Origin of the sequence: Pseudomonas sp. BN415, assembly GCF_029871195.1 — a bacterium.
Taxonomy (GTDB): Bacteria; Pseudomonadota; Gammaproteobacteria; order Pseudomonadales; family Pseudomonadaceae; genus Metapseudomonas; species Metapseudomonas resinovorans.
This window is the reverse complement of record NZ_SSOK01000059.1, coordinates 113,902-136,963: the sequence shown is the minus strand read 5'-3', so window position 1 is coordinate 136,963 and position 23,062 is coordinate 113,902. Positions and strand designations below refer to the sequence as shown.

Below are 23,062 nucleotides of genomic sequence, written 5' to 3'. Positions count from 1 at the left end.
CTGAAGTGGTTTGATGAGGTTTTTTTAATGACTGAACGTCTGAACAACGACTTCCAGTTCATCGAGGTCGGGCGCAAGGATCCGAAGAAGAAACTGCTGCGCCAGCGCAAGAAGGAATTCGTCGAGATCCATGACCTGTTCAAGCCGCAGCAAGCGGCTGACCAGGCCCACCGCTGCCTCGGCTGCGGCAACCCCTATTGCGAGTGGAAGTGCCCGGTGCACAACTTCATTCCGAACTGGCTGAAGCTGGTTTCGGAAGGCAACATCCTGGCTGCCGCCGAGTTGTCGCACCAGACCAACACACTGCCGGAAGTCTGCGGCCGCGTGTGCCCGCAGGACCGCCTTTGCGAAGGCGCCTGCACGCTGAACGACGGTTTCGGTGCCGTGACCATCGGCTCGGTGGAGAAGTACATCACCGATACCGCGTTCGCCATGGGCTGGCGTCCGGACATGTCCAAGGTCAAGCCAACCGGCAAGCGTGTCGCTGTGATCGGTGCCGGCCCGGCAGGCCTGGGTTGCGCCGATGTGCTGGTGCGCAATGGCGTGGCTCCCGTGGTCTTCGACAAGAACCCGGAAATCGGCGGCCTGCTCACCTTCGGTATCCCCGAGTTCAAGCTTGAAAAGCAGGTGCTGAGCCGTCGTCGCGAAGTTTTCACCGGCATGGGTATCGAGTTCCGCCTGAACACCGAAGTGGGCAAGGACGTGACCATGGACCAACTGCTCGAGGAGTTCGATGCAGTCTTCATGGGGATGGGTACCTACACCTACATGAAGGGCGGCTTCCCGGGCGAAGACCTGCCAGGCGTGCACGACGCGCTGGATTTCCTGATCGCCAACGTCAATCGCAACCTCGGCTTCGAGAAGTCCCCCGAGGACTTCGTCGATATGAAGGGCAAGCGCGTGGTGGTTCTGGGTGGTGGTGACACCGCCATGGACTGCAACCGCACCTCCATTCGCCAGGGCGCCAAGGCCGTCACCTGTGCCTACCGCCGTGACGAAGAGAACATGCCGGGTTCGCGCAAAGAGGTGAAGAACGCCAAGGAAGAGGGTGTGAAGTTCCTCTTCAACCGCCAGCCCATCGCCATCGTTGGCGAAGACAAGGTGGAAGGCGTGAAGGTGGTCGAGACCCGTCTCGGCGAGCCGGATGCCCGCGGGCGTCGCAGCCCCGAGCCCATTCCGGGTTCCGAGGAGATCATCCCGGCCGAAGCCGTGCTGATCGCTTTCGGTTTCCGCCCGAGCCCGGCGCCCTGGTTCGAGCAGTTCGAAATCAGCATCGACAACCAGGGTCGCGTGGTCGCCCCCGCGCAGTCGCAGTTCAAGCACCAGACCAGCAACCCGAAGATCTTCGCCGGTGGCGACATGGTCCGCGGTTCGGACCTGGTGGTGACAGCGATCTTCGAGGGGAGGACCGCCGCCGAAGGCATCCTGGACTACCTGGGCGTCTAAGCTCCAGGGCGCGACGCGGCATTTCGTCGCGATGGACAAAAGGCACGGCACCCGCCGTGTCTTTTGCGTTGGGCTTTGCGAAAATGCCCGCACTTTTTTGTTGGACACTGCCATGACCGCCTTGAAGAACGACCGTTTCCTCCGCGCCCTGCTCAAGCAGCCCGTTGATGTCACTCCCGTCTGGATGATGCGCCAGGCCGGTCGTTACCTGCCGGAATACCGTGCCACCCGCGCCAAGGCCGGTGACTTCGTCAGCCTGATGAAGAACCCCGAGCTGGCCTGCGAGGTTACCGTCCAGCCGCTGGACCGTTACCCCCAGCTGGACGCGGCGATCCTTTTCTCCGACATCCTCACCATCCCCGATGCCATGGGCCAGGGGCTGTACTTCGAGACCGGCGAAGGTCCGCGCTTCAAGAAAGTGGTGGGCAGCCTGGCCGACATCGAAGCCCTGCCGATCCCTGACCCGGAGAAAGATCTGGGCTATGTGATGGATGCCGTCCGCAACATTCGCCGCGAACTGAATGGCCGGGTGCCGCTGATCGGCTTCTCCGGCAGCCCCTGGACGCTCGCCACCTACATGGTCGAAGGCGGCTCCAGCCGTGACTTCCGCAAGTCCAAGGCGATGCTCTACGACAACCCGCAAGCCATGCACGCCCTGCTGGACAAGCTGGCCCAGTCGGTGACCGTCTACCTGAACGGCCAGATCAAGGCCGGCGCCCAGGCGGTGCAGATTTTCGATTCCTGGGGCGGCAGCCTGTCAGCGGCGGCCTACCAGGAATTTTCCCTGGCCTACATGAAGAAGATTGTCGAGGGGCTGATCCGCGAACACGACGGCCGTCGCGTACCGGTGATCCTCTTCACCAAGGGCGGTGGCCTCTGGCTGGAATCCATGGCTGACAGCGGCGCCGAAGCCTTGGGCCTGGACTGGACCTGCGACATCGGCAGCGCCCGCGCCCGCGTTGGTGACAAGGTCGCGCTGCAGGGCAATATGGACCCCTCCGTGCTGTACGCCAATCCTGCGGCCATCCGCGCCGAGGTGGGCCGCATCCTCGCCGCCTACGGCAAAGGCTCTGGCCACGTATTCAATCTCGGTCACGGCATCACCCCGGAAGTCGACCCGGCCCACGCTGGCGCCTTCTTCGAGGCAGTGCACGAACTGTCGGCGCAGTACCACGGCTGAGATCCGTGCAATGGAAAGGGCCGCTTTCGCGGCCTTTTCTAATTGATCCTGATGAGCTCACCGCGCTGGGCTTCTGGAACCTGGTCGATGGCGAGCAATCGAGGAGTTCTCCGAGTGGCTTTTTGAGGTCACTTGTTTAGCACAAGCATATTGCCGGAGGCCTCGCCCTTGTCATGGGCATTGCATAGAATCCGACACTTATCAGGCTCAGGGAGGTGTGCGATGCGGCGCGTGGTTTTCAATCAGAAGGGCGGTGTCGGCAAGTCCAGCATTGCCTGTAACCTGGCGGCGGTAAGCGCTTCGCAGGGGTATCGCACCCTGTTGATCGACCTCGACGCGCAGGCCAACTCTACCCACTACCTCACCGGCCTGACCGGTGAAGATATCCCCATGGGGATCGCCGACTTCTTCAAGCAGACGCTCTCGGCTACCGCCTTCCGCAAGGGCAAGGTGGATATCTATGAAACGCCCTACGACAACCTCCACGTGGTGACCGCCACGGCCGAGCTGGCCGATCTCCAGCCCAAGCTCGAGTCAAAGCACAAGATCAACAAGTTGCGTAAGTTGCTGGACGACTTGGCCGAAGACTACGATCGAATCTACCTGGATACGCCTCCTGCACTGAACTTCTATACGGTTTCTGCGTTGATCGCCGCTGATCGCTGCCTGATTCCTTTCGACTGCGATAGCTTTTCCCGCAATGCGCTCTACGGGTTGCTTGCAGAAATCGAGGAGTTGAAGGAGGACCACAACGAGGGCCTGGAAGTGGAGGGCATTGTGGTCAACCAGTTCCAGCCGCGGGCAACCTTGCCCCAGCAGTTGCTGGATGAGCTATTGGAGGAGGGGCTGCCGGTGCTGCCGGTCAACCTGATGATGTCGGTGAAGATGCGGGAGTCGCACCAGGCCTGCAAACCGCTGATCTACCTCGATCGCAACCATAAGCTGACCCAGCAGTTCGTCGAGCTGCACGACCTGCTGGAAAGCTGATCGCCCGGTAATGGACCGCATCCTGTGCGCCCCGGTTTGCCGGGGCGAATGCGTTATTTGACCAGCAACAGGTCTGCGGGTGGGTTTTGCAGGTAGCGCAGGGCGAGGCTGCCAAGCAGGGCCTGCGAAATCAGGCTGCGACCGTGGCTGCCGAGGGTGAGCAGTTGCGGGCGCAGGCTGGCGATGCCGTCGTCCAGTGCCTTAGGGAGCGAGCCGCGCAGCACTTCCACCTCCACGGTGGGGGCTCGGTCGGCCAGGCTGGTTAACTCATCTTCCAGCAGCTTCCCCAGTAGCGCCTTCTGGGTTTCCAAGAAATCGCCCGAGCTGGCGCTTCTGGACAGCAACCTGTTGCCCAGCTCCATCACATTCAGTGCGGTCAGATGGGCCTCCCGAGGTAGCAGGGCGCAGCCCTTGCGCAGGGCGTCGCAGGCGCAGAGGGAAAAGTCCAGGGCGGCGACCGCGCGTTGGTAGGGCTGTTCAGGTCGTTCCCCGACGACCAGAAGCAGTGGCGTGGTGAGGTGGCGGGCGACCCGTTCCAGCGTGGTGCCGATGAAGAGTTCGGGTGCGTTGTGGTGGTGCCGGCCGATAACGAGCAGGTCAGTCTGGCTGTCGCCTGTTTCCTCGAGAATCTCCTGTGCCGGACGGCCCTTGCGCAGTAGCACCTGGCAGTTCTCGGCGCCCAGCTGCGTCAGGCGTTCAGCGAAGTAGTGCTGGGCCGCATCCCGCAGGTTGCTCTGGACGGCATTGGGTAGATGGTCCTCGAGAACGTGCAGCAGGGACAGTCGAGCGTTGTGCTGGCGGGTCAGCTGGATGGCACGGCGCAGGGCGATGTCTGCTTCGTGGCTGAGGTCATGGGCGACAAGGATGTGCTGGAACATGGCGGGGGCCTCCTCTGAGGCTCGCACTCTGCGACTTTTCGTCACCCGCCATTTTGATCCAGGGCAAGGCCGATCAATGTGCCCGCATCTGATAGAGCCCACGGCTTTGCGCAACCACTTCGCCGTCGGCGTCCAGTAACTGCAGCTCCAGCAGGTAGTCGGCCTTGCCGTTGGTTGCGGCCTCTTGTTGGATGCGTGTGATTTCCTCGCTGCCCATGCGTGCTTCGACCGTAATGTCCCCCTTGGCCGGGCGGCGGAAGCGCAGGTTCATTTCCTTGATGATGGGGTAGAAGCGGCGGCTGTCGAAGCTGGTGAGAAAGAGCGCGCCGCCGGGTACCTCGGCCAGGGTGAAGAGTGCACCGGCATAGAGCGTGCCGATGTGGTTCTGGTTGCCTTTGAAGGGCATGCGCAGGCGCACATGGCCGGGCTCCAGGATCTCGGCCGTGAGGCCGCTGCGTTTGACGAAGGCGATCTGTTCCTCGGTCAGCTGGCGAACCAGTTCGATGGGCATGGACATGGCGGACTCCGGCTTGGCGATGTCCAGAGACTAGCGGCCATGGCCTTCCGGGCAATGACCGGGATGGCCAGCATGATTGACCGAAGCGATCAGATGCCTTGGGCGCTGAGCCAGCTGAGCAGTTGCGGCAGGGGCAGCGCACCGCTCTGGCGTGCGACCTCGCGGCCATCCTTGAACAGGATCAGCGTGGGGATCGAGCGGATGCCCAGTTGCCCCGCGAGGTTGCGGTTGGCCTCGCTGTCCAGCTTGCCCAGCCGGCAACGGCCCTGTAGCTGCCCGGCGGCCTGCTGGTAAATGGGTGCGAAGGCCTTGCAGGGACCGCACCAGTCGGCCCAGACATCCACCAGCAGCGGCAGGTCTCCGCGTAGTTGCTTGGCGAAGCTGGTCTCATTCAGGTCGAAGGGGGCGCTGGGGAGCATGGCGCCCTTGCAGTGCCCGCAGCGCGGCGAGTCGCCCAGGCGGGCGGCGGGAATGCGGTTCAGGCTGGCGCAGTGGGCGCAGGGGACAAGCAAAGGATCGGTCATGAGGGACTCCAGAGTCGGTGATACCGATCTGGAGCCGCGCCTGCGAATTTCAAGGTTACTGCAGCGGCCAGATGCGCGGGATCACCAGCATGGCGACCCCTACCATGAGGATGTTCAGTGGGATGCCAATGCGCATGAAGTCGCTGAATCGGTAGCCGCCGGCGTTGTAGACGAAGGTGTTGGTCTGATAGCCGATCGGAGTGGCGAAGCTGACGCTTGCGGCAAACATCACCGCGACCACGAACGGCCGGGGGTCCAGTCCGAGGCTTTGGGCAATGCCGATGGCGATAGGGGTGACGAGGACCGCCACGGCGTTGTTGGAGAGGATCTCAGTGAGGATGGTGGTCAGCAGGTAGACGAAGCCCAGCATCATCAGCGGGCTGGCGTTTGGGATCGCGGCCATGGTCTTGGCCACGACGAGGTCGATCAGTCCCACATTGTCCATGGCGATGCTGATGGCGAGCATGCCGAAGATCAGGCTCAGTACTTTCCAGTCCACGGCCTTGTAGGCGTCATCTACGTCCAGACAGCGGGTGCCCAGGACCACGGCGCAAGCGATGATCGCCAGCCCCTCGATGGGCATGAAGCTGAAGGCGGACAGGACGACCACGGCCAGAGTCGCAAGTATTGCGATGGGCGCCTTGTCGCGGCGGTAGGCGCGTTCCTGCACGGCATTGAGGCTGATCAGTTCGCCGTTGTCGGCGAAGCGCTTGATCTGTGCGGGCGTGCCTTCCACCAGCATCACGTCGCCGAACTGCAGCTGGAAGTCGTCCAGGTTACCCTGCACGTTCTCGTCCTGCCGGTGCACGGCAAGCACGGCGATGCCATAGCGCGCGGTGAGGTCGAGGTCGCGCATGGGGCGGTTGCTGTAGCGCGAGTTACGCCCGACGATGGCCTCGGCCACGATCACGTCATGGCTGCTGACGGTCTCGAAGGCCTCACCGCGGTTGAACGTGAGCTTGTTGCTCTCGCGCAGGTCGACCACGTCCTTGACCTGGCCGTGCAGGACCAGCAGGTCACCGGCCGCCAGTGCCGTGTCATGACTCGGCTCGGTGATTTCCAGCTCGTCGCGGAAGATTTTCAGCACCTTCAGGCCACTGCCGCCGTTGAGGTTGGCCTCACCGATGGTGCGGCCGATCACCGGTGAATCGTGGGGTACCAGCAACTCACTCATGAAGGTTCTGCCCAGGTCAGGGCGCAGTTGCTTGGAGAGGGTTTCGCGGTCCGGCAGCAGGCGGCGGCTGAACAGCATCAGGTAGACGAAGCCGACGGCGCAGAAGGCCAGGGCCGCCGGGGTGATCTCGAACATGCCGAACGGCTCGAGGCCGGCCTTGCGCGCCACACCGTCCACCAGGATGTTGGTGGAGGTGCCGATCATGGTCAGCATGCCGCCCAGCACCGTGGCGTAGGACAGCGGGATCAACAGTTTCGAAGGCGAACTGCTGGCACGTTTGGCCAGGGCGATGGCTACCGGGGTAAGGATGGCTACCACCGGGGTGTTGTTGAGGAAGGCAGACACCACCAGGGCCGTGATCATCAGGCCTGCGAGCACGCGGGTGGGGCTGTCGCCCACCAGGTCGCCGAGCCAGTTGCCAAGGGCATCGATGCAACCTGTGCGCTCCAGCGCTGCCGAGAGCACGAACATGCAGGCGATGGTTACGGGGGCGGAGTTGGATAGCACGCCGAGCACGTCGTGGGGCGTGAGCTGCTGAGCTGCCAGCAAGGCGGCGACGGCGATGGCCACAACCACGTCCGGGGTCCACTTTTCGCGGACGAACGCATAGAGCACCCAGACCAGGAGCGCAGACACGAATAGCAGAGGGAAAGCGTCCCAGGAGGGCATGGAGTTCCTTAGAGGGCGTGCGAATCTCGTGTGAGGTATCGGGCGCGCCTGTAAGGCACCCGCGCAAGGCCGCCAATTTAGTGGGGTTTTTTTAGAGAGTCTAAGACAATTTCAATAGGTTTATATGTCATTTGGTTATCAGTGGAAGGCTGTATTCCTGCCTCTCCATGCAGCTGTATGCCTGCAGCGCCGGGGGCATCAGCTAGGCTGGGTCTTTCCATTCGAGAGGTGGCAGTGATGAGGATGCTGGGCGTTCTGGGTGGGATGAGCTGGGAATCCACCATCACCTATTACCAACTGCTCAACCGAGGCGTGCGCGACCGTCTGGGCGGGCTGCATTCGGCGCCGCTACTGCTGCACTCGGTGGACTTCGCGCAGATCGCCGCGCAGCAGAAGGCCGGTGAATGGGAGGCTGCCGGCCAGGTGCTGGCCGAGGCTGCAAAGGGCCTGGCGGGTGCCGGTGCGACGGCGCTGCTGTTGGCTACCAACACCATGCACAAAGTGGCGGGGGCAATCGAAGCTGTGGTGGACATTCCGTTGCTCCACATCGGCGATGCCGTCGGCCAGGCACTGTGCGAGCGGGGCGTCGAGCGTGCGGCCTTGCTTGGTACCCGCTTCACCATGCAGGAAGACTTCTACCGGGTGCGCCTGGATCGGAAATTCGGTATCCAGGTGCTGGTGCCCGATGCGGAAGGGATGTTGGAAATCGATCGGGTGATCTTCCAGGAACTCTGCGTGGGTCAGTTCCTGCCCGCTGCCCGAGCCTTCTACCTCGATCAGCTGGCGCAGCTGAAGGCGCGCGGCGCACAGGCAGCCATCCTCGGTTGTACCGAAATCGGCCTGTTGCTGGACGGTTGCGCATCGCCACTGCCGCTGGTGGATAGCGCCGAGCGGCATGTGGCAATGGGGTTGGAGTGGATGTTGGGCCGCTAGCCCTGATTTGTAGGAGCCAGCTTGCTGGCGAAAAAAGTCGTTCGCTAGCAATCTAGCTCCTACAGGGATCGCGGCTCAGGACGAGCAACTGATTTCCAGGTGTTTGCCCCATTCTGGTGGACGCTCGGCATAGCGTTCCATGCCGGGCTGTTCGTCGAAGGGGCGGGACAGCACGGCGTGCAACTGGCGCACCTCGGCATAGTCACCCTGCTGGGCCGCCTCGATGGCGCGCTGGGCGAGGTAGTTGCGCAGGACGTACCTGGGGTTCACTGCGTGCATTCGGGTACGGCGTGCTTGCTGGTCGTCGCCTTCCAGCACCGCGCGGGCCTGGTAGTCGGCGGCCCAGGTATCGAAGCCTGCGAGGTCGACGAAGTCTTCCCGCAGCTTGCGCAGTGCCTGTTCCGGACTCTCCTCGCCCAGACGGCGGAAAAACTGGTTGTAGTCCACGGCACTGTCTTGCATGAGTTGCAGCACGCGCTGGACTCGCGCCTCGTCTTGCTCGTCAGCTGAAGTGAAGCCCAGACGGCGGCGCATCAAGTCCAGGTAATGGGCCTGATAGAGCGGCAGGAACAGATTGAGTGTCTCTCGCAGCTGGTCCACGTCGACGAAGGGCGTCAGCGCCTGCGCCAGGGCCGCGAGGTTCCAGTGGGCGATGGGCACCTGGTTGCTAAAGCTGTAGCGGCCGCTGTCGTCGGAGTGGTTACAGATGTGGTTGGCATCGAAGTCGTCGAGGAAGGCGTAGGGGCCGTAGTCGAAGGTGATGCCGAGGATCGACATGTTGTCGGTGTTCATCACACCGTGGCAGAAGCCGTAGGCCTGCCAGAGGGCGATGAGTTCGGCATTGCGTTCCAGCACTTCACGGAAGAACGCGGCCCAGGGTTGCTCCTGCTCCAGGCATTGGGGGAAATGGCATTCCATGACGTGTCGCCCCAAGGTTTCGAGCTGCTCGTGCTGGCGCGTGTAATAGAAGTACTCGAAGTGACCGAAGCGTACGTGGCTCGGCGACAGTCGCAGCAGCATGGCGCCGGTTTCGCGCGTTTCCCGGTATACCAGGGTCGAGGACCCGGTCACGCACAGTGCGCGGCTGGTGGGAATGCCCAGGGCGTGCAGGTATTCACTGGCGAGGAATTCGCGTATCGAGCTGCGCAGCACCGCGCGGCCATCGCCCATGCGCGAGTAAGGCGTCTGGCCGGCGCCCTTGAGGTGGAGGTCCCAATGCTCGCCGGCATCATTGAGCACCTCGCCTAGCAGCAGTCCGCGGCCGTCACCCAGGCGCGGGTTGTAGGCCCCGAACTGGTGCCCGGAATAGACCATCGCGCGTGGCTCGGCCTCGGACCAGAGTTTGTGCCCGGAGAACAGCTCGGTGAATACCTGGGTGTCGGCTTCAGCCGGGTCCAGGTCGAGCAGGGCCATGGCCGCCGGACTGGCCACCACCAGGCGCGGCTCCGCGATGGGTTCGGGCAGCACCTCGGTGGAGAAGGCATCACCCAGGCGGGCGAAACGGTTGTCGAACTGCAGGTCGTCGAGTCTTTTCATGGGCTCAGCTTGTCATGCCGCCGTCGGCGCTGGAAGTGGACTCATCTGGCCTCCGGGACCGGTGCCTTGTCCTTGATCGGTATGCCTTCGGCGTCGGTATCGCCATGTTTGTCGATCCTGCGGGTGAGGGTGACGTCCATCTTCGGCGTACTGGCGGTATTGATGTCGTGCTCTTTGAACAGTTGGTCGATACGACGGTTCAGTTCGTCCGTGGCCAGGCCTCTGTCGCTGAGTTCGCGCACGTAGATCTTCAGCTCGTGATCTAACGTGGCAGGGCCATAGGTTTTCAGCTGCACGGTGGGTGCCGGGTCGCGGAGTACGCGCGGGTTCTCCTGAGTGGCTTGCAGGAGCAGCTTGCGCACGAGCTCCAGGTCGAGATCGCTGCTGCGGTTGACGCTGTACTCCAGCACGATGCGGGTGACGGTGTCGGTCAAGGTCCAGTTGATCAGTTGACTGGTAAGGAACGTCTGGTTTGGGACGATCACTTCCTTACGGTCGCTGTCGGTGATGTGGGTGGCGCGGATGTGGATACGGTTCACCGTGCCGGTGACTGTGCCAATGGTGACCAGGTCGCCGATGCGCACGGGGCGCTCGAACAGCAGGATCAGGCCGGAGATGAAGTTGGCGAAGATCGCCTGCATACCGAAGCCGATACCCACCGAGAGGGCGGCCACCAGCCATTGCAGTTTGTCCCAGCTGACGCCGAGGGTGGACAGTGCCGTGACAAAGCCAATGCCAGCAATGGCATAGGACAGCAGGGTGGTCGTGGCGTAGGCGCTGCCCTGGGCCAGCTTCAGCCGGGATAGCACCAGGACCTCCAACAGGCCTGGCAGGTTGCGCGCGAGCGCCGTGGTAATGCCGGCGATGATCAATGCACCGAGCACGTCCAACAGGCTGATGGGCACCTGCGTGGCGGCATTGCCGGTGCCGGTGGAGTACTGGTAGAGGGTGATCTGGTCGAGGTAGGCGAACACGCTGATCAGGTCGGCCCAGACCAGGTACAGGCAGGCAATGAACACGCCCAGCAGCGCCAGGCGGATCAGGCGCAGCGATTGCTGGTTGACCTTTTCGATGTCGAGGGTCGGCTCCTCCACCACGACCTCTTCGCCCTCTGCATTCTCCTTGGTCTGCGCCTGGCGCTTGGCGAGCACCCGCTGGTAGGCGAGGCGCCGTGCCGCCACAGAGAGGCCGCGGACGAAGGCCGCCTCGACCAGCAACAGGACGATCACCAGGTAAAGAGAGGTAATCAGCCGATCGGTGAGTTTGAGCGAGGTGTAGTAGTAACCGAAGCCCACTGCGATGATGAAGACCAGCGGAACCAGTGTGAAGGCGACGCCGATCAGCAGGCGGAAAGGTGACGTCTGCTCGCGCATGGGTTCGGCCAGCAACAGGTTGCTCAGCACCAGGGTCATCAAGGCATAGCAACTGAGCACTACGATGACGCCGATGATGTCGTCTGCCAGTGCCGCGGGTTGGTGCTCGGCGACGGTGACGATGGCTACCAGCGCCATGACCACGCCACCCAGGCGACGGATCTGGCTGCGCAGGAAGGCGACCCGCGGGCGGTCCCAGTGGAAGTGCAGTTCGGCGATGCCGCCCGGTGCAAGGATGCGGTAGAGGGTATAGAACACCATCCAGGCCTGGGCCATCTCCATAAAGGCGGCGCCCAGGGTGGCGTTTTGGCCGCGGGCGTCGATCTGCAGGGCGAAACCGCAGAGGACGAGGAACAGGCTGACCGGAAGGGCGAGCATCACGGTCAGGAACAGGGCCATTGGCGTGTGCAGTTGGCTGTCACGCTTGAAGTGGCCGACGTCCTGGTTGATCTCGTGGAGCTTGGCGTACAGGAAGCGACGTTTCCACAGCAGGCCGCCGATCACCAGTAGCAACGGCAGGAACAGCCAGGGGCGGTCCACCAGGCCCTCGCCCAATTCGCGCAGCCCTGCACCCCAGGGCATTTCTGCCAACTGGCGTTCCAACAGGTGCGGGGTGGATTTCAGCCAGTTGAGGTCCAGTGGCTTGTTGCTCGGAATCCAGAACATCTGCTCGTCGAGGGTCTTGCGCAAGGCCTGGGAGGTCTCCTGCAATTGCTTCTGGTTGAGCTGCAGGGTGATGGATTCGTTGAGCAGGGTGTTGAGCTCACGACTCAGGCGATCGAGCAGCTCGGCGCGGGTGGTGACCAGTTCCATCAAGGTCGTACGCAGTTCCGCTGTCACTTGCTCGGGCGGCTGCTCGGCGAGCAGGCCATCAACATAAGCCTGCTGGTTGCTCAACTGGTCGCGCTGCTGATTCAGCTCGAACTGGTAGAGACGAATATCGGCGATTTCATCGGCCAGGTTCTTGTCCAGGTGCAGGTGGGGCAGGGCCTGCTTCTGCTGGTAGAGGATCTTGGCCAGCAGCAGGCTGCCCTTGAGTACGCTGATCTGCTCTTCCAGGGCCTGGTCGGCCTGGCTGAGGTTGTCCAGTTGTTGGCGGGTCTGCAGGTTCTGCTGGGTCAGCTCATTGAGACGGTCGGTGGCACGCAGCAGGTAGTCGGACATCTTCAGGTTGATGGCGCTTTCTTTCGCGAGCAGGCTATCCGGCGTCGCCTTGTCTGTGTCGCGGGAGAGTTCGGCCACCGTCTGCTCCGAGCTTTCCCGGCGCATCTCGTTGATCAGCGACTGCAGGTCCTGGGTTTCCTGCTCAAGACGGCGGATGCGCTCCATGAGCAGGTCGCGCTGGCTGTTGCCGAGGTCCTGCAACAGGCTGTTGCCCGCCAGCTCTTCGCGACGCAGCTCGGTCTGGGCAACGAGGGCGGCCTGCTCGGCGCTGAGCAGGTTGCGCTGATTGTCGCTGATGGTCTTGCCGTTTTCCTTGCCGGTCTTGAGGCTGTTGTTGATCTGCTGGATACGCGTCTGGTTGGTACTGATCTCGGCCTGAGCCCGCTCCGGGCGAGTCTGGGCGGTGATGATCAGGCTGTTGGCGTCGGCCAGTGACTTCTGCCGTTCGGCCAGTTCGTTGCTGCGCTCATCCAGCAGCTTTTCCAGTTGCGCGAGTTCGGATCTGCCATAGCGCTCTTTGACCGCGATTGGCGGGCTGTTCTTCAGTCGTGTCAGTTCACGCTGTGCTTCATTGACCAGGCGGGGGGCATCGCTCAGCTGGCGCTTGAGCGCTGTCAGGGCTTGCTGGCTTTCTTGCTGGCTGGCCACGAAGGTCTGAGTCTGCTCCTCGAACGAGGGCTTGTCCTGGGCTTCGCCTTCGGCGGCCTTGCTCTCGGTTGGCGCGGCAGTCGGTTTGGGCAAGGCAGCGCCGACGGTGGGGGCAGATTGCAGGTAGGTCGGAGTCAGGCAGAGGCCCAGCAGGGTGGCAGCAAGAAAGGTGCGCAAGGAGGCAATCATCGCGATCGGGTAACTCGGGTTCAAATGCGGCTAATGATATGCCACGGCGGCCTTTGCGGGACTGTCTGGCACGAGCGGTAGTGATCCGGGTTCGCGCATCGGTGAACCCCATGGTTTCCATGGCGGGGGCCTGACGACTCGGGAGAGCCGTCCTAGACGATTCCTCTAGAGGAACAGCCCCGGACGACCCTGCCCTTCGGGAAATTTGACGCCCACTTTGCGTACCTTGTTCCCTTCCATCAGAGCAACGGTCCAGGTTAGACCGTTCCATTCCACCTGGTCGCCGACCACAGGCTCGCCGCCGATTTCGTGAGCGATGAAACGGCCCAGGGCTTGGTGGCCATCCAGCTCGCCGAGCTTGAGGCCGTAGAGCGCGGCCACCGCAGACAGCTGGGCATCGCCTTCCAGGACAAAATCGCCGAAGAAGCGCAGGTCCAACCCGCGCTGCGGCGCCTGGCTGAACAGTTTGCCGAGGGCAGAAAGGTCATGCTCGTGGCCGACGACACAGAGGATGTCGCCAGCTTCCAGGGTGGTACTGCCCGATGGGTGCAGCAACTCCTTGCCGCGGAACAGCGCGGCGATGCGGGTGCCTTCCGGCATTTTCAGCTCGCGTAGAGCGGCACCGATGCACCACTTCTCGGCTCCCAGACGGTAGACGAACAGCTCCCACTCGCTGGTGGGGTGTACTTCCAGGCCAGCGCGGGAGATCGGCGCGGGCTCGGGCGGTACGGTCACTCGCAACAGTTTGGCGGCCCAGGGCAGGCTGGTGCCTTGCAGAACCAGGGACACCAGCACGATGAAGAAGGCGACGTTGAAGAACAGCTGGGCATTGGGCAGCCCTGCCATCAGTGGGAACACGGCGAGAATGATCGGCACCGCGCCGCGCAGGCCGACCCAGGCAATGAAGGCCTTTTCGCGGTCGTGGAACGCGCGAAAGGGCAGCAGGCCGAGGAACACCGACAGCGGACGGGCAAAGATAATCATCCACAGCGCCAGCCCCAGGGCCGGCAGCAGGATCGGGAACATCTCGTGTGGCGTTACCAGCAGGCCGAGCACCAGGAACATGCCGATCTGCGCCAGCCAGGTGAGGCCGTCGAGCATGTGCAGTATGCCGTGGCGGGAGCGGATTGGCCGGTTGCCGAGGTATAGGCCGAAGAGGTAGACGGCGAGGATGCCGCTGCCGTGTACGGCGTTGGTCACGGCAAACACCAGGATGCCGCCGGCCACCACCAACAGGGGATAGAGGCCGTTCGCCAGGGTCAGGCGATTGATCAGTTGCAGCATCAGCCAGCCACCGACGAAGCCCAGCAGGGTGCCGATGCCGAACTGCTGGATGATGTGCACGACAAAGGTCCAGCTGAAGCCGGTCTGGCCGGTCGCGAGCATCTCGATCAGGGTCACGGTGAGGAACACGGCCATCGGATCGTTACTGCCCGACTCGATTTCCAGGGTCGCGCTGACGCGCTCGTTGAGTCCGCGTCCACCCAGCAGGCTGAACACCGCTGCGGCGTCGGTGGAGCCGACGATGGCGCCGATCAGCAGGCCTTCCAGGGTGCTCAGGTTGAATAGCCAGGCGGCGGCCACACCGGTCAGTCCTGCGGTGACCAGCACCCCAATGGTGGCCAGGGACAAGGAGGGCCAGAGCGCCACGCGGAAGGTAGCGGCGCGGGTTCGCATGCCGCCGTCCAGCAAGATGATCGCCAGCGCCAGGTTGCCCACCAGGTAGGCCTGGGAATAGTTGTTGAAGACGATGCCGCCAGGGCCGTCGCTGCCGGCGAGCATGCCGACCACGAGGAATACGACGAGGATGGGGACGCCGAAGCGTGACCCGAAGGCGCTGACCAGAATACTCATGCCTACCAGCACCGCGCCGATCAGGAACAGGCTATTGACGGTGGTGGCATCCACTGGTGGCTCCTTGCATGGGGGGAGGGACTATGGGGCATGCAGGGGGGGGCGCATGCCGAGGAATTCTAACCTGCCAGTAGCAAGCCCCTGCAAGATTTCACGCAGGGTTCTTGCCAGCGGCGAGTACGGTGGTTCCCCCGGCGTGGCCTATCTCGGCGAGCGGGCATAAAAAAGCCCCGCATGTGCGCGGGGCGTGAAATACCCTGGAAAGGGTCAGAACCAGTTGTCTTGCATAGTCAGGCAGGTGTCGTCGCGAGCTTCGAGCAGTGTCAGCTCGTGGTGGCAGCCGGGCACTTCCCAGGTGAGGAAGTAGCGCGCGGCCTGCAGCTTGCCCTGGTAGAAGTCGGCGTCTGCCGCATTGCCACGGGCCAGTCCCTGTTCGGCGCGGATGGCCTGTTCCAGCCAGCGCCAGCCGATCACGGTATGGCCGAAGACCTTCAGGTACAGCGCCGAATTGGCCAGGGCCTGGTTGACCTTGCCCTGCATCAGGTCGCCGAGCAGTGCCAGGGTGACGCTGGAGAGGCGCGCCAGCAGGTGCTCCAGCGGTTGGCGCAGGGCGGTCAGCGAATCGTATTCGGCGGCGCGCTCGCAGCAGCCCTGTATCAGTCGGGTCAGTTGCTTGAGGCCGGCACCCTTGTTCTGCGCCAGCTTGCGGCCCAGCAGGTCGAGGGACTGGATGCCGTGGGTGCCTTCATGGATGGGGTTCAGACGGTTGTCGCGGTAGTACTGCTCCACCGGGTATTCGCGGGTGTAACCATGGCCGCCGAGTATCTGGATCGCTAACTCGTTGGCCTTGAGGCAGAACTCCGAAGGCCAGGATTTGACGATCGGGGTGAGCAGATCGAGCAGTTCGTGGGCCTGCTGGCGCTCTTCCTCGGTCGTCAGTGTCTGGGTGTCGTCGAACAGGCGTGCCGAGTACAGGCCGAGGTCGAAGGCGCCTTCCACATAGGCTTTCTGGGTAAGCAGCATGCGGCGCACGTCGGCGTGCTGGATGATCGAGACCTGGGGCGACGCTGGGTCCTTGCCGTCTGGCAGACGACCCTGCGGGCGCTCGCGGGCGTATTCGAGCGAATAGAGGTAGCCGGCGTAGCCGAGCATCACCGCGCCCATGCCGACACCAATGCGTGCCTCGTTCATCATCTGGAACATGTAGGACAGGCCAGCATGCGCTCTGCCTACCAGATAGCCGACGCACTCACCGTTATCGCCGAAGTTCAGCGCAGTGGAGGTGGTGCCGCGGTAGCCCATCTTGTGGAACAGGCCGGCCAGGATCACGTCATTGCGCTTGCCGAGGGAGCCATCGTCGTTGACCAGGAACTTGGGCACGATGAACAACGAGATGCCCTTAACGCCAGGCGGGGCGTCCGGCAGCTTGGCCAGGACCATGTGCACGATGTTGTCCGCCAGCGGATGGTCGCCGCCGGAGATGAAGATCTTGTTGCCCTTGATGCGGTAGGTGCCATCGGCGGCTGGTTCTGCGCGGGTGCGGATGTCCGAGAGGGACGAGCCGGCATGGGGTTCGGTCAGGGCCATGGTGCCGAAGAAGCGGCCATCGATCATCGGTTGCAGGAACCGCTGTTTCTGCTCGTCGCTGCCGAAGCTCTCGATCAGGTTGGCCGCGCCCATGGTCAGGAACGGGTAGGCCGAGCTGCCGACGTTGGCGGCCTGGAAGTGCGCGAAGCAGGCCTGGGACAGCAAGGTCGGCAACTGCATGCCGCCTTGTTCGAAGCTGCGGGTGGCGTTGAGGAATCCGGCTTCGAGGAAGGCGTCGACCGCCGGCTTCACTTCCGGTATCAGGGTGGCGGCGCCATCGACGTACTCTGGCTCCTGCTCGTCGCCCTTGCGGTTGTGCGGGGCGAAGAACTTCTCGGCGATGCTGCGGGCGGTGCCCAGGGCTGCGTCAAAGGTTTCGCGGTTGTGGTCGGCGAATCGCTTACGCTGGGTCAGGGCTTCGGCGTCCAGCACTTCGTAGAGCTCGAAGGCCAGGTTGCGGGAACTGAGCAGGGTCTCGGACATGGTGGCTCTCCGGTGGGATCGCCTGAGTCTAGATCGGTGAATGAAAGGCGCCTAGCAACATCCATGGGCGTGATAAAGGGGGTGCAGCCGTGGTGAGCCACTGGCTGATAGAATGCGCGCCTTGCGAGGACTCTCCATGAACTACCGCCATGCCTTCCACGCCGGCAACCACGCCGACGTAATCAAACACTTCACCCTGGCCCGGCTGATTGCCCTGCTGTCGCGCAAGGAGGCACCCTTCGCCTACCTCGACAGCCATGCCGGCGTCGGCCTTTATGACTTGCTGGGGGACCAGGCCAGCCGCACCGATGAATGGCGCGAGGGCATCGGTCGCCTCTGGGAGCTGCCCGACCTACCGGCGCCGATGGCCGACTACCTGCAGGTGATCCATGAGCTGAACCCGGACGGCGGCCTGCGTTATTACCCCGGCTCGCCGGAATTGGCGCGGCGCCTGACGCGTCCCCAGGACCGCCTGCAACTGAACGAGAAACACCCGGAGGACGGCCAGCTGTTGCGGGATAACATGGCCGGCGACCGCCGTGTCGCCGTGCACCTGGGGGAAGGTTGGCACCTGGCGCGGGCGCTGCTGCCCGTGGCGGAAAAGCGCGCGCTGATGCTCATCGACCCGCCCTTCGAAAAGGCGGACGAACTGGAGCGCTGTGTCACCGCCCTGAAGGAAGCCATCGGCCGCATGCGCCAGACGGTGGTCGCCATCTGGTATCCGATCAAGGACCAGCGCCAGCTCAAGCGCTTCTACCAGGGGCTGCAGGCCAGTGGGGCGCCCAAACTGCTGCGTGCAGAGCTGCGGGTGCATGCGGCTGACACTGCGGATTCCGGGCTGAACGGTTCAGGCCTGGTCATCGCCAACCCGCCGTGGGGCATCGAGGACGAATTGCGCCAGGTCCTGCCTTGGCTCGCCGAGCGCCTGGCGCAAAGCAAGGGTGGCTGGCAACTGGACTGGCTGATCGCCGAGTGATCATCCCCGTCCGGGGCGAGGCTCCACGTAGTAGGTCAGTTGTTGCCGCGGGTTGAGGTATTCCAGCACCTCCAGCGGTAACTGCGCCGGCCGTAGGCTGCGGGCGATGGACAGGTGCGACTCCTGCTCCAGGTCGAGGATCAGCGCCTCCTGTTTGGGCACGTCCGGGGCGTGGACGATCAGGGTCGGTCGCAGCGGCTGGCCCGGGTTCATGCCCAGTACCAGGGCGTAGCGCTCGTCATCCAGCTGCACCAGGCTGCCGGGCGGGTAGACGCCCATGGCACGTATGAATGCCTTCAGGGCTACCTCGTCGAAGTGTGAACGCTGCTGCTTGAACATCAGTGCCAGGGCCTCATGGGGGCTGAGGGCGTTGCGTGGGTCAAGCGGGTTGCACAGGTTGTCGAACTGGTTGGTGATGGCCACCAGCTTGCTCAGCCGACCGATGCCCGCCTCCCGCAGGCCGCGGGGATAGCCGCTGCCGTCGCAATGCTCGTGGTGCTCGTGGATGATGCGTAGCACCTCGTCGTCCAGCATCAGGCGCTGGCCCATGCGCAGGCCGAAATCGGTGTGCAGTTGCAGGAACTGCTGCTCGGCGCGGGTCAGGGGCTCGGGCTTGAGCAGTACCTTGCTCGGGACTTCCATCTTGCCGATGTCATGCAGCAGGGCGCCGAGTCCCAGGCTGTGGCAGTCCTCGCTATCAAGGCCAAGTTGGCGGCCCAGCAGCAGCGCCAGCACGGTGACATTCAGGGCGTGGTAATAGCTGTCCTCGGCCCCCTTGCCGGTAATGCTGTGTAGCACGACACCGGGTTCTCCCAGCAGGGTTTCCACCAGCCCGCCGACGATGGCACCGGCATGCTGGATCGCTTCTTCCGGACGGCTGCGCAGGGTCTGGTTGAGGTTCTTGACCTGCTGGCTGGCCTGAAGGAACCGGCGGTCCACCTCGGCTACCCGCTGACGCAGTTCGCGGAGCTTCTCGGTTCGAGCCTGGCGCGCGCGAGTCTCCGGGTCTTCCGGTGGTGGGGCTGGTGCCGGCACTTCGAGCGTTTCAAGGGGCAGGGGCTCGCAGTCGCTGCGAGCGGGGTCGTAGCGCAGCCGCTGAAGGCCCAGCGCCTGCAGGGCACGAACCTGTCCTTCATCCTTGATCTTGAAGTTGCTGAAGGTGAAGTTGTGCTCCAGCCAGCTCAGTTCCAGCTGAATATAGAGGCCGATGCAGAGCTGGTTGGGATCGATGTAGTGAATTTGGGGTGACATACCGGAGGCTGGGTGGCGATTGGCCACTTGAGTCTAACCCTTCGACAGTCACCCCGCCTGCCCCACTTCAGGCGGGCAGGCAGACCCCAGTGCCGCCCAGGCCGCAGTAGCCGCCGGGATTCTTCGCCAGGTATTGCTGGTGGTAAGCCTCAGCGTAATAGAAGGCAGGCGCCTCGCGGACTTCGGTGGTGATGGCGCCGAATCCGGAATTCTCCAGCTCGGCCTGGAAGCGCTCTTGGCTCGCACGGGCGGCGGCCAGTTGCTCTTCGTCATAACAGAAGATGGCGGAGCGGTACTGGGTGCCAACGTCATTGCCCTGGCGCATGCCCTGGGTCGGGTTGTGGGTTTCCCAGAACACCTTCAGCAGCTCGTTGAAGCTGATTTTTTGCGGATCGAACACCACCAGTACCACCTCCGTGTGCCCGGTCAGGCCGGAGCAAACTTCGTCATAGGTAGGGTTCGGGGTTAAGCCGCCCGCATAGCCGACAGCCGTGGTCCAGACCCCCGGCTGTTGCCAGAAGCGCCTTTCAGCGCCCCAGAAACAGCCCAGGCCGAACTGCGCCATTTGCAGGCCGGCGGGGAAGGGGCCTTGCAGCGGGCGACCATTGACGTAGTGGCTGTCGGGCACCGGCATCGGCGTCTCGCGGCCGGGCAGGGCCTGAGCGGCGCTTGGCAGCTCGAGTTTGTGGGCGAGTATTTGCGAACGCAGGGCCATCAGCCATCTCCTCGGGATTGCAATGAATCCCGATGTTACCCCGATTGCGCTGGCATTTTTCAACGACTGTTCAGACGCCTTTGCGGCAGGGGTAGCGGACGAGGTTTTCGAACAGGTGCTTGCCGGAGATCGGTTTGTCGAACAGGTAGCCTTGGCCCACATCGCAGTGCTGCCGACGCAGGAAACCGAGCTGGGCGGCGGTCTCGATACCTTCGGCGACCACCTTGAGTTTGAGCTTGTGAGCCATGGCGATCACAGCAGACGTGATTTCCTTGTCGTCCTGGCTGTCGGGGATGTCCTTGATGAAGCTGCGATCGATCTTGATCACGTCGATGGGGAATTTCTTCAGGTAGCTGAGCGACGAGTAACCGGTGCCGAAATCGTCCATGGCCAGGGTCAGGCCAAGGTTTTTCAGATGGTTGAGCTGGTGCCGGGTGTCTTCGGTGGCTTCCAGCAGCAGGCCTTCGGTGAGTTCCAGCTCCAGGTGCTTCGGTGGTAGCTGCTCTTCATGGAGGATCGCAGCGATGGAGCCCACCAGGTCCGGGTCGCTGAACTGCTTGGGTGACAGGTTGATGGCTACCTGCAGGTCGCCCAGCCCGGCAGCGCTGAGGCGCTTGCACATGCGACAGGCTTCCCGAATCACCCATTTGCCAATGGGGATGATCATGCCGGTCTCTTCCGCCACGCTGATGAACTGATCTGGGCTGATCATGCCCTTTTCCGGGTGGTGCCAGCGCAGTAGGGCTTCCATGCCGAGCAACTGGCCGGTCTTCAGGCAGAGCTTGGGTTGGTAGAAGACTTCCAGCTCGTTCTGTGCCAGGGCGCGGCGCAGGTTATTCTCGACGAACAGCTTGTAGCTGGCTTCGGCATTCAGAGCCTCGGTGAACAGCTGCAGCTGGTGCTTGCCGTTGGCCTTGGCCTTGTGCAGTGCCAGGCCTGCGTGCTTCATCAGGGTTTGCGGGTCGCGCCCGTGCTGCGGCGCACAGGCGAGCCCCAGGGAACCCGTGACGTTGATCAGCTGGTTGTCGACGAACAACGGCTTGTCCAGGGTTTGCAGGACCTGGGCGGCGATGCGTTGGCCGCTATCCAGGTCGGCACCGTCGAGCAATACGGCAAACTCGTTGCTGGCAAAGCGCGCCAGGATACCGTTGGGGCTCAGGCTATTGCGCAGGCGCCGGGCCAGGCTTACCAGCAACTTGTCCCCCGTCTGGTGGCCGAGGCTGTCGTTGATCCGCTTGAAGTTGTCGATGTCCACCAGCAGCAGGCAGAGCGGGGTATCGCGGTCGCTTTGGAAGCGCTCTTCGAGGGTGCGGATGAAATAGGGACGGTTGCCGAGGCCGGTGAGGTTGTCGGTATAGGCCAGTTTCTCGATGCGCTGCTGGGCCAGCTTGCTTTGGGTGACGTCTTCGTAGATGCCGATGTAGTGGGTGAGCTCGCCGTCCTCGCCAAATACTTTTGAGATCGACAGCTGGCCCCAGTAAGGCTCGAGGTTTTTGCGCCGGCTGCGGAATTCACCTTGCCAGCTGTTGCAGGCGGCCAGGCCGGAGCCGGTGTCGAACAGCAGTTCACTGAGGTTTTCCAGGGCTGGCAGGTCCGACAGGCGGCGACCGTGCACTTCGTCGGCACTGTACTGGGTGATGGCGGTGAAACTGGGATTGACGTATTCCACCAGGCCGTCGCGGTCGACCAGCAGGAAGGCGCTGGCGCTTTGCTCAACGGCGCGCTGGAACAAGTGCAGGGCACTGGTAGCGTGGCGCCGCTGCTGGTTCACCAGCACCTGGGCAAACTGGTCGGCCAGCTCGCCGGCGAAGGCGATCTCGTCGGTCTGCCAGACGCGTGGCGCGCCCGTATGTTCCAGGCAAAGCACGCCCACCACTTCGCCACCGATGCGGATGCTGGCGTCGAGCATGGCGCTGATGCCCTGAGGCTTGAGGTAACCCTTGGCCAGTTCGCTGGTGCGCGGGTCGCTCTGGGCATTGTGGGCGTCAATGGCACGTCCGCTGTGCAGGGCATCGAGGTAATGCGGGAACTGGCTCATCTCCATGGCGCGCGGGTGTACATGGTGGTCCTGGTCGCGGCGGAACAGGCTGACCGCTACCAGTTGGGTGCCTTCGAGCATCCAGATGCCGGCACGTGCCACGTCGTAGGCTTCGCAGGCAGCCTGGGTGATGAGCTGAGCGGCTTCCTCGGCTGGGTTGCTGGACATGTAACGATGTCGCGCCAGGCGGACGATCAAACTCTGTTGGGCGCGGGAGCGAACCAGGTGTTGCAGATGGTCGTCCTGGGAACGCTGGTAGAGTTCCAGGGATGTGCGCAGCCGGCTGTTCTGGGCCTCAAGCTCGAGGTTTTTCAGCCGTTCCTGGTGCTCCGATGACTCGCCGGCCACCAGCAGGTAGCCACGCAGTAGCTGCCGCCCGTGCTGCTGGAACGGCTCGCCGACTTCCTGCAGGAGCAGCGGGCCCTTGGGCGTGTGCAGGGTGTACTGGATGGAGTAATGCGGGTGAGCGGCCAGTTGAAGTTGCACCTCGTCGTGCAACCGGTAGCGGATCTCCGGTTCCATCAGGCTGGCGTAAGGGGCGTCGATAAGGGCGCAAAGTTCGCTGGCCGGCAGGCCGAATGTGCGTTCGCAGGCTGGGTCGAGAAAGAGCATCGCCCAGCTGGCCTCATTGAGCCGCTCGAAACGCATCAGGCCCAGCCGCGAGGGGACGGGCAGTTGCGTCACTATCTCGGCCACCGTACGGCTGGTGGCATCGGGATGGCTCTTCATTGGGCGCTAGGCTTCCACTTCTCTGACCGAAAGAGGGTCCGGCCTACTTCTTCAAAGCATCGGGCAAGGGTGCATCATGATGATGGCACTGGCAAGCGCGCCGCGCCGAGCTTTTCGCGAGTGGAGAAAAGACGGTTGGAATTGTGCGGGACTGCGCAGTCAGCTTGAGGGTGGAGGCCATTCTGCAGTCAAAAAAAACCCCGCCTCAGGG

16 protein-coding genes are annotated in these 23,062 nt (G+C 63.2%); 5 read left to right on the top strand and 11 right to left on the bottom strand.

Annotated elements, in window-relative coordinates; translation table 11 throughout:
• The first annotated feature begins 27 nt into the window (after window positions 1-27).
• The 3 genes from E8F20_RS18095 (at window position 28) to E8F20_RS18085 (ending at window position 3,613) form a co-directional block, all read left to right on the top strand.
• Window positions 28-1,446 carry an FAD-dependent oxidoreductase gene (locus tag E8F20_RS18095; RefSeq protein WP_280284960.1) on the top strand — a complete coding sequence of 473 codons (1,419 nt, stop codon included), beginning with the start codon at window positions 28-30 and terminating at the stop codon, window positions 1,444-1,446.
• Between the two features lie 112 nt (window positions 1,447-1,558).
• Window positions 1,559-2,626, top strand: coding sequence for a uroporphyrinogen decarboxylase (hemE, locus tag E8F20_RS18090; protein ID WP_280284959.1), 1,068 nt, complete (start codon window positions 1,559-1,561; stop codon window positions 2,624-2,626).
• Window positions 2,627-2,848: 222 nt separating this feature from the next.
• Window positions 2,849-3,613: a ParA family protein gene (locus tag E8F20_RS18085; protein ID WP_280284958.1), complete on the top strand. Its 765-nt coding sequence runs from the start codon at window positions 2,849-2,851 to the stop codon at window positions 3,611-3,613.
• A gap of 53 nt (window positions 3,614-3,666) precedes the next feature.
• On the opposite strand, the gene E8F20_RS18080 is transcribed toward E8F20_RS18085, so the two are convergent.
• From E8F20_RS18080 to E8F20_RS18065, 4 genes are all read right to left on the bottom strand, one after another.
• A complete protein-coding gene (locus E8F20_RS18080) occupies window positions 3,667-4,491 on the bottom strand; it encodes a universal stress protein (protein ID WP_280284957.1) in 825 nt (274 codons plus the stop codon).
• A gap of 73 nt (window positions 4,492-4,564) precedes the next feature.
• The gene (locus tag E8F20_RS18075) at window positions 4,565-5,008 is read right to left on the bottom strand and encodes a YiiD C-terminal domain-containing protein (protein WP_280284956.1); all 444 of its coding nucleotides are present in this window, start codon (window positions 5,006-5,008) and stop codon (window positions 4,565-4,567) included.
• A gap of 89 nt (window positions 5,009-5,097) precedes the next feature.
• Window positions 5,098-5,532 carry a thioredoxin TrxC gene (gene trxC, locus E8F20_RS18070; RefSeq protein ID WP_280284955.1) on the bottom strand — a complete coding sequence of 145 codons (435 nt, stop codon included), beginning with the start codon at window positions 5,530-5,532 and terminating at the stop codon, window positions 5,098-5,100.
• Window positions 5,533-5,587: 55 nt separating this feature from the next.
• Window positions 5,588-7,375, bottom strand: coding sequence for an SLC13 family permease (locus E8F20_RS18065; RefSeq protein WP_280284954.1), 1,788 nt, complete (start codon window positions 7,373-7,375; stop codon window positions 5,588-5,590).
• Between the two features lie 237 nt (window positions 7,376-7,612).
• Between E8F20_RS18065 and E8F20_RS18060 the strand changes: the two genes are divergently transcribed.
• On the top strand, window positions 7,613-8,308 hold the full coding sequence (locus E8F20_RS18060) for an amino acid racemase (RefSeq protein ID WP_280284953.1): 696 nt from the start codon (window positions 7,613-7,615) through the stop codon (window positions 8,306-8,308).
• Between the two features lie 75 nt (window positions 8,309-8,383).
• Here E8F20_RS18060 and selO read toward each other — a convergent pair whose 3' ends face one another.
• From selO to E8F20_RS18040, 4 genes are all read right to left on the bottom strand, one after another.
• Entirely contained in the window at window positions 8,384-9,844 is a 1,461-nt protein-coding gene (gene selO / locus E8F20_RS18055) for a protein adenylyltransferase SelO (RefSeq protein WP_280284952.1), read from the bottom strand.
• Window positions 9,845-9,885: 41 nt separating this feature from the next.
• On the bottom strand, window positions 9,886-13,215 hold the full coding sequence (mscK, locus tag E8F20_RS18050; protein WP_280285013.1) for a mechanosensitive channel MscK: 3,330 nt from the start codon (window positions 13,213-13,215) through the stop codon (window positions 9,886-9,888).
• A 168-nt stretch (window positions 13,216-13,383) separates the two neighbouring features.
• The gene (locus E8F20_RS18045) at window positions 13,384-15,126 is read right to left on the bottom strand and encodes a potassium/proton antiporter (protein WP_280284951.1); all 1,743 of its coding nucleotides are present in this window, start codon (window positions 15,124-15,126) and stop codon (window positions 13,384-13,386) included.
• A gap of 213 nt (window positions 15,127-15,339) precedes the next feature.
• Window positions 15,340-17,142: an acyl-CoA dehydrogenase gene (locus E8F20_RS18040; protein ID WP_280284950.1), complete on the bottom strand. Its 1,803-nt coding sequence runs from the start codon at window positions 17,140-17,142 to the stop codon at window positions 15,340-15,342.
• Window positions 17,143-17,278: 136 nt separating this feature from the next.
• Here E8F20_RS18040 and E8F20_RS18035 point away from each other — a divergent pair, with 136 nt between their 5' ends.
• On the top strand, window positions 17,279-18,118 hold the full coding sequence (locus E8F20_RS18035; RefSeq protein ID WP_280284949.1) for a 23S rRNA (adenine(2030)-N(6))-methyltransferase RlmJ: 840 nt from the start codon (window positions 17,279-17,281) through the stop codon (window positions 18,116-18,118).
• Here E8F20_RS18035 and E8F20_RS18030 read toward each other — a convergent pair whose 3' ends face one another.
• From E8F20_RS18030 to E8F20_RS18020, 3 genes are all read right to left on the bottom strand, one after another.
• Entirely contained in the window at window positions 18,119-19,369 is a 1,251-nt protein-coding gene (locus E8F20_RS18030; RefSeq protein WP_280284948.1) for an HD-GYP domain-containing protein, read from the bottom strand. It lies immediately after the preceding gene.
• 67 nt (window positions 19,370-19,436) lie between these two features.
• On the bottom strand, window positions 19,437-20,084 hold the full coding sequence (gene msrA, locus E8F20_RS18025; protein WP_280284947.1) for a peptide-methionine (S)-S-oxide reductase MsrA: 648 nt from the start codon (window positions 20,082-20,084) through the stop codon (window positions 19,437-19,439).
• Between the two features lie 70 nt (window positions 20,085-20,154).
• Entirely contained in the window at window positions 20,155-22,851 is a 2,697-nt protein-coding gene (locus E8F20_RS18020) for a GGDEF and EAL domain-containing protein (RefSeq protein WP_280284946.1), read from the bottom strand.
• Between the last annotated feature and the right edge of the window lie 211 nt (window positions 22,852-23,062).

Bases quoted from the DNA above. Each gene is read 5' to 3' on its own strand.
- E8F20_RS18095 (WP_280284960.1), top strand. From the start codon at position 28: ATGACTGAACGTCTGAACAACGACTTCCAGTTCATCGAGGTCGGGCGC.
- hemE (WP_280284959.1), top strand. From the start codon at position 1,559: ATGACCGCCTTGAAGAACGACCGTTTCCTCCGCGCCCTGCTCAAGCAG.
- E8F20_RS18085 (WP_280284958.1), top strand. From the start codon at position 2,849: ATGCGGCGCGTGGTTTTCAATCAGAAGGGCGGTGTCGGCAAGTCCAGC.
- E8F20_RS18080 (WP_280284957.1), bottom strand. From the start codon at position 4,491: ATGTTCCAGCACATCCTTGTCGCCCATGACCTCAGCCACGAAGCAGAC.
- E8F20_RS18075 (WP_280284956.1), bottom strand. From the start codon at position 5,008: ATGTCCATGCCCATCGAACTGGTTCGCCAGCTGACCGAGGAACAGATC.
- trxC (WP_280284955.1), bottom strand. From the start codon at position 5,532: ATGACCGATCCTTTGCTTGTCCCCTGCGCCCACTGCGCCAGCCTGAAC.
- E8F20_RS18065 (WP_280284954.1), bottom strand. From the start codon at position 7,375: ATGCCCTCCTGGGACGCTTTCCCTCTGCTATTCGTGTCTGCGCTCCTG.
- E8F20_RS18060 (WP_280284953.1), top strand. From the start codon at position 7,613: ATGAGGATGCTGGGCGTTCTGGGTGGGATGAGCTGGGAATCCACCATC.
- selO (WP_280284952.1), bottom strand. From the start codon at position 9,844: ATGAAAAGACTCGACGACCTGCAGTTCGACAACCGTTTCGCCCGCCTG.
- E8F20_RS18040 (WP_280284950.1), bottom strand. From the start codon at position 17,142: ATGTCCGAGACCCTGCTCAGTTCCCGCAACCTGGCCTTCGAGCTCTAC.
- E8F20_RS18035 (WP_280284949.1), top strand. From the start codon at position 17,279: ATGAACTACCGCCATGCCTTCCACGCCGGCAACCACGCCGACGTAATC.
- E8F20_RS18030 (WP_280284948.1), bottom strand. From the start codon at position 19,369: ATGTCACCCCAAATTCACTACATCGATCCCAACCAGCTCTGCATCGGC.
- msrA (WP_280284947.1), bottom strand. From the start codon at position 20,084: ATGGCCCTGCGTTCGCAAATACTCGCCCACAAACTCGAGCTGCCAAGC.
- E8F20_RS18020 (WP_280284946.1), bottom strand. From the start codon at position 22,851: ATGAAGAGCCATCCCGATGCCACCAGCCGTACGGTGGCCGAGATAGTG.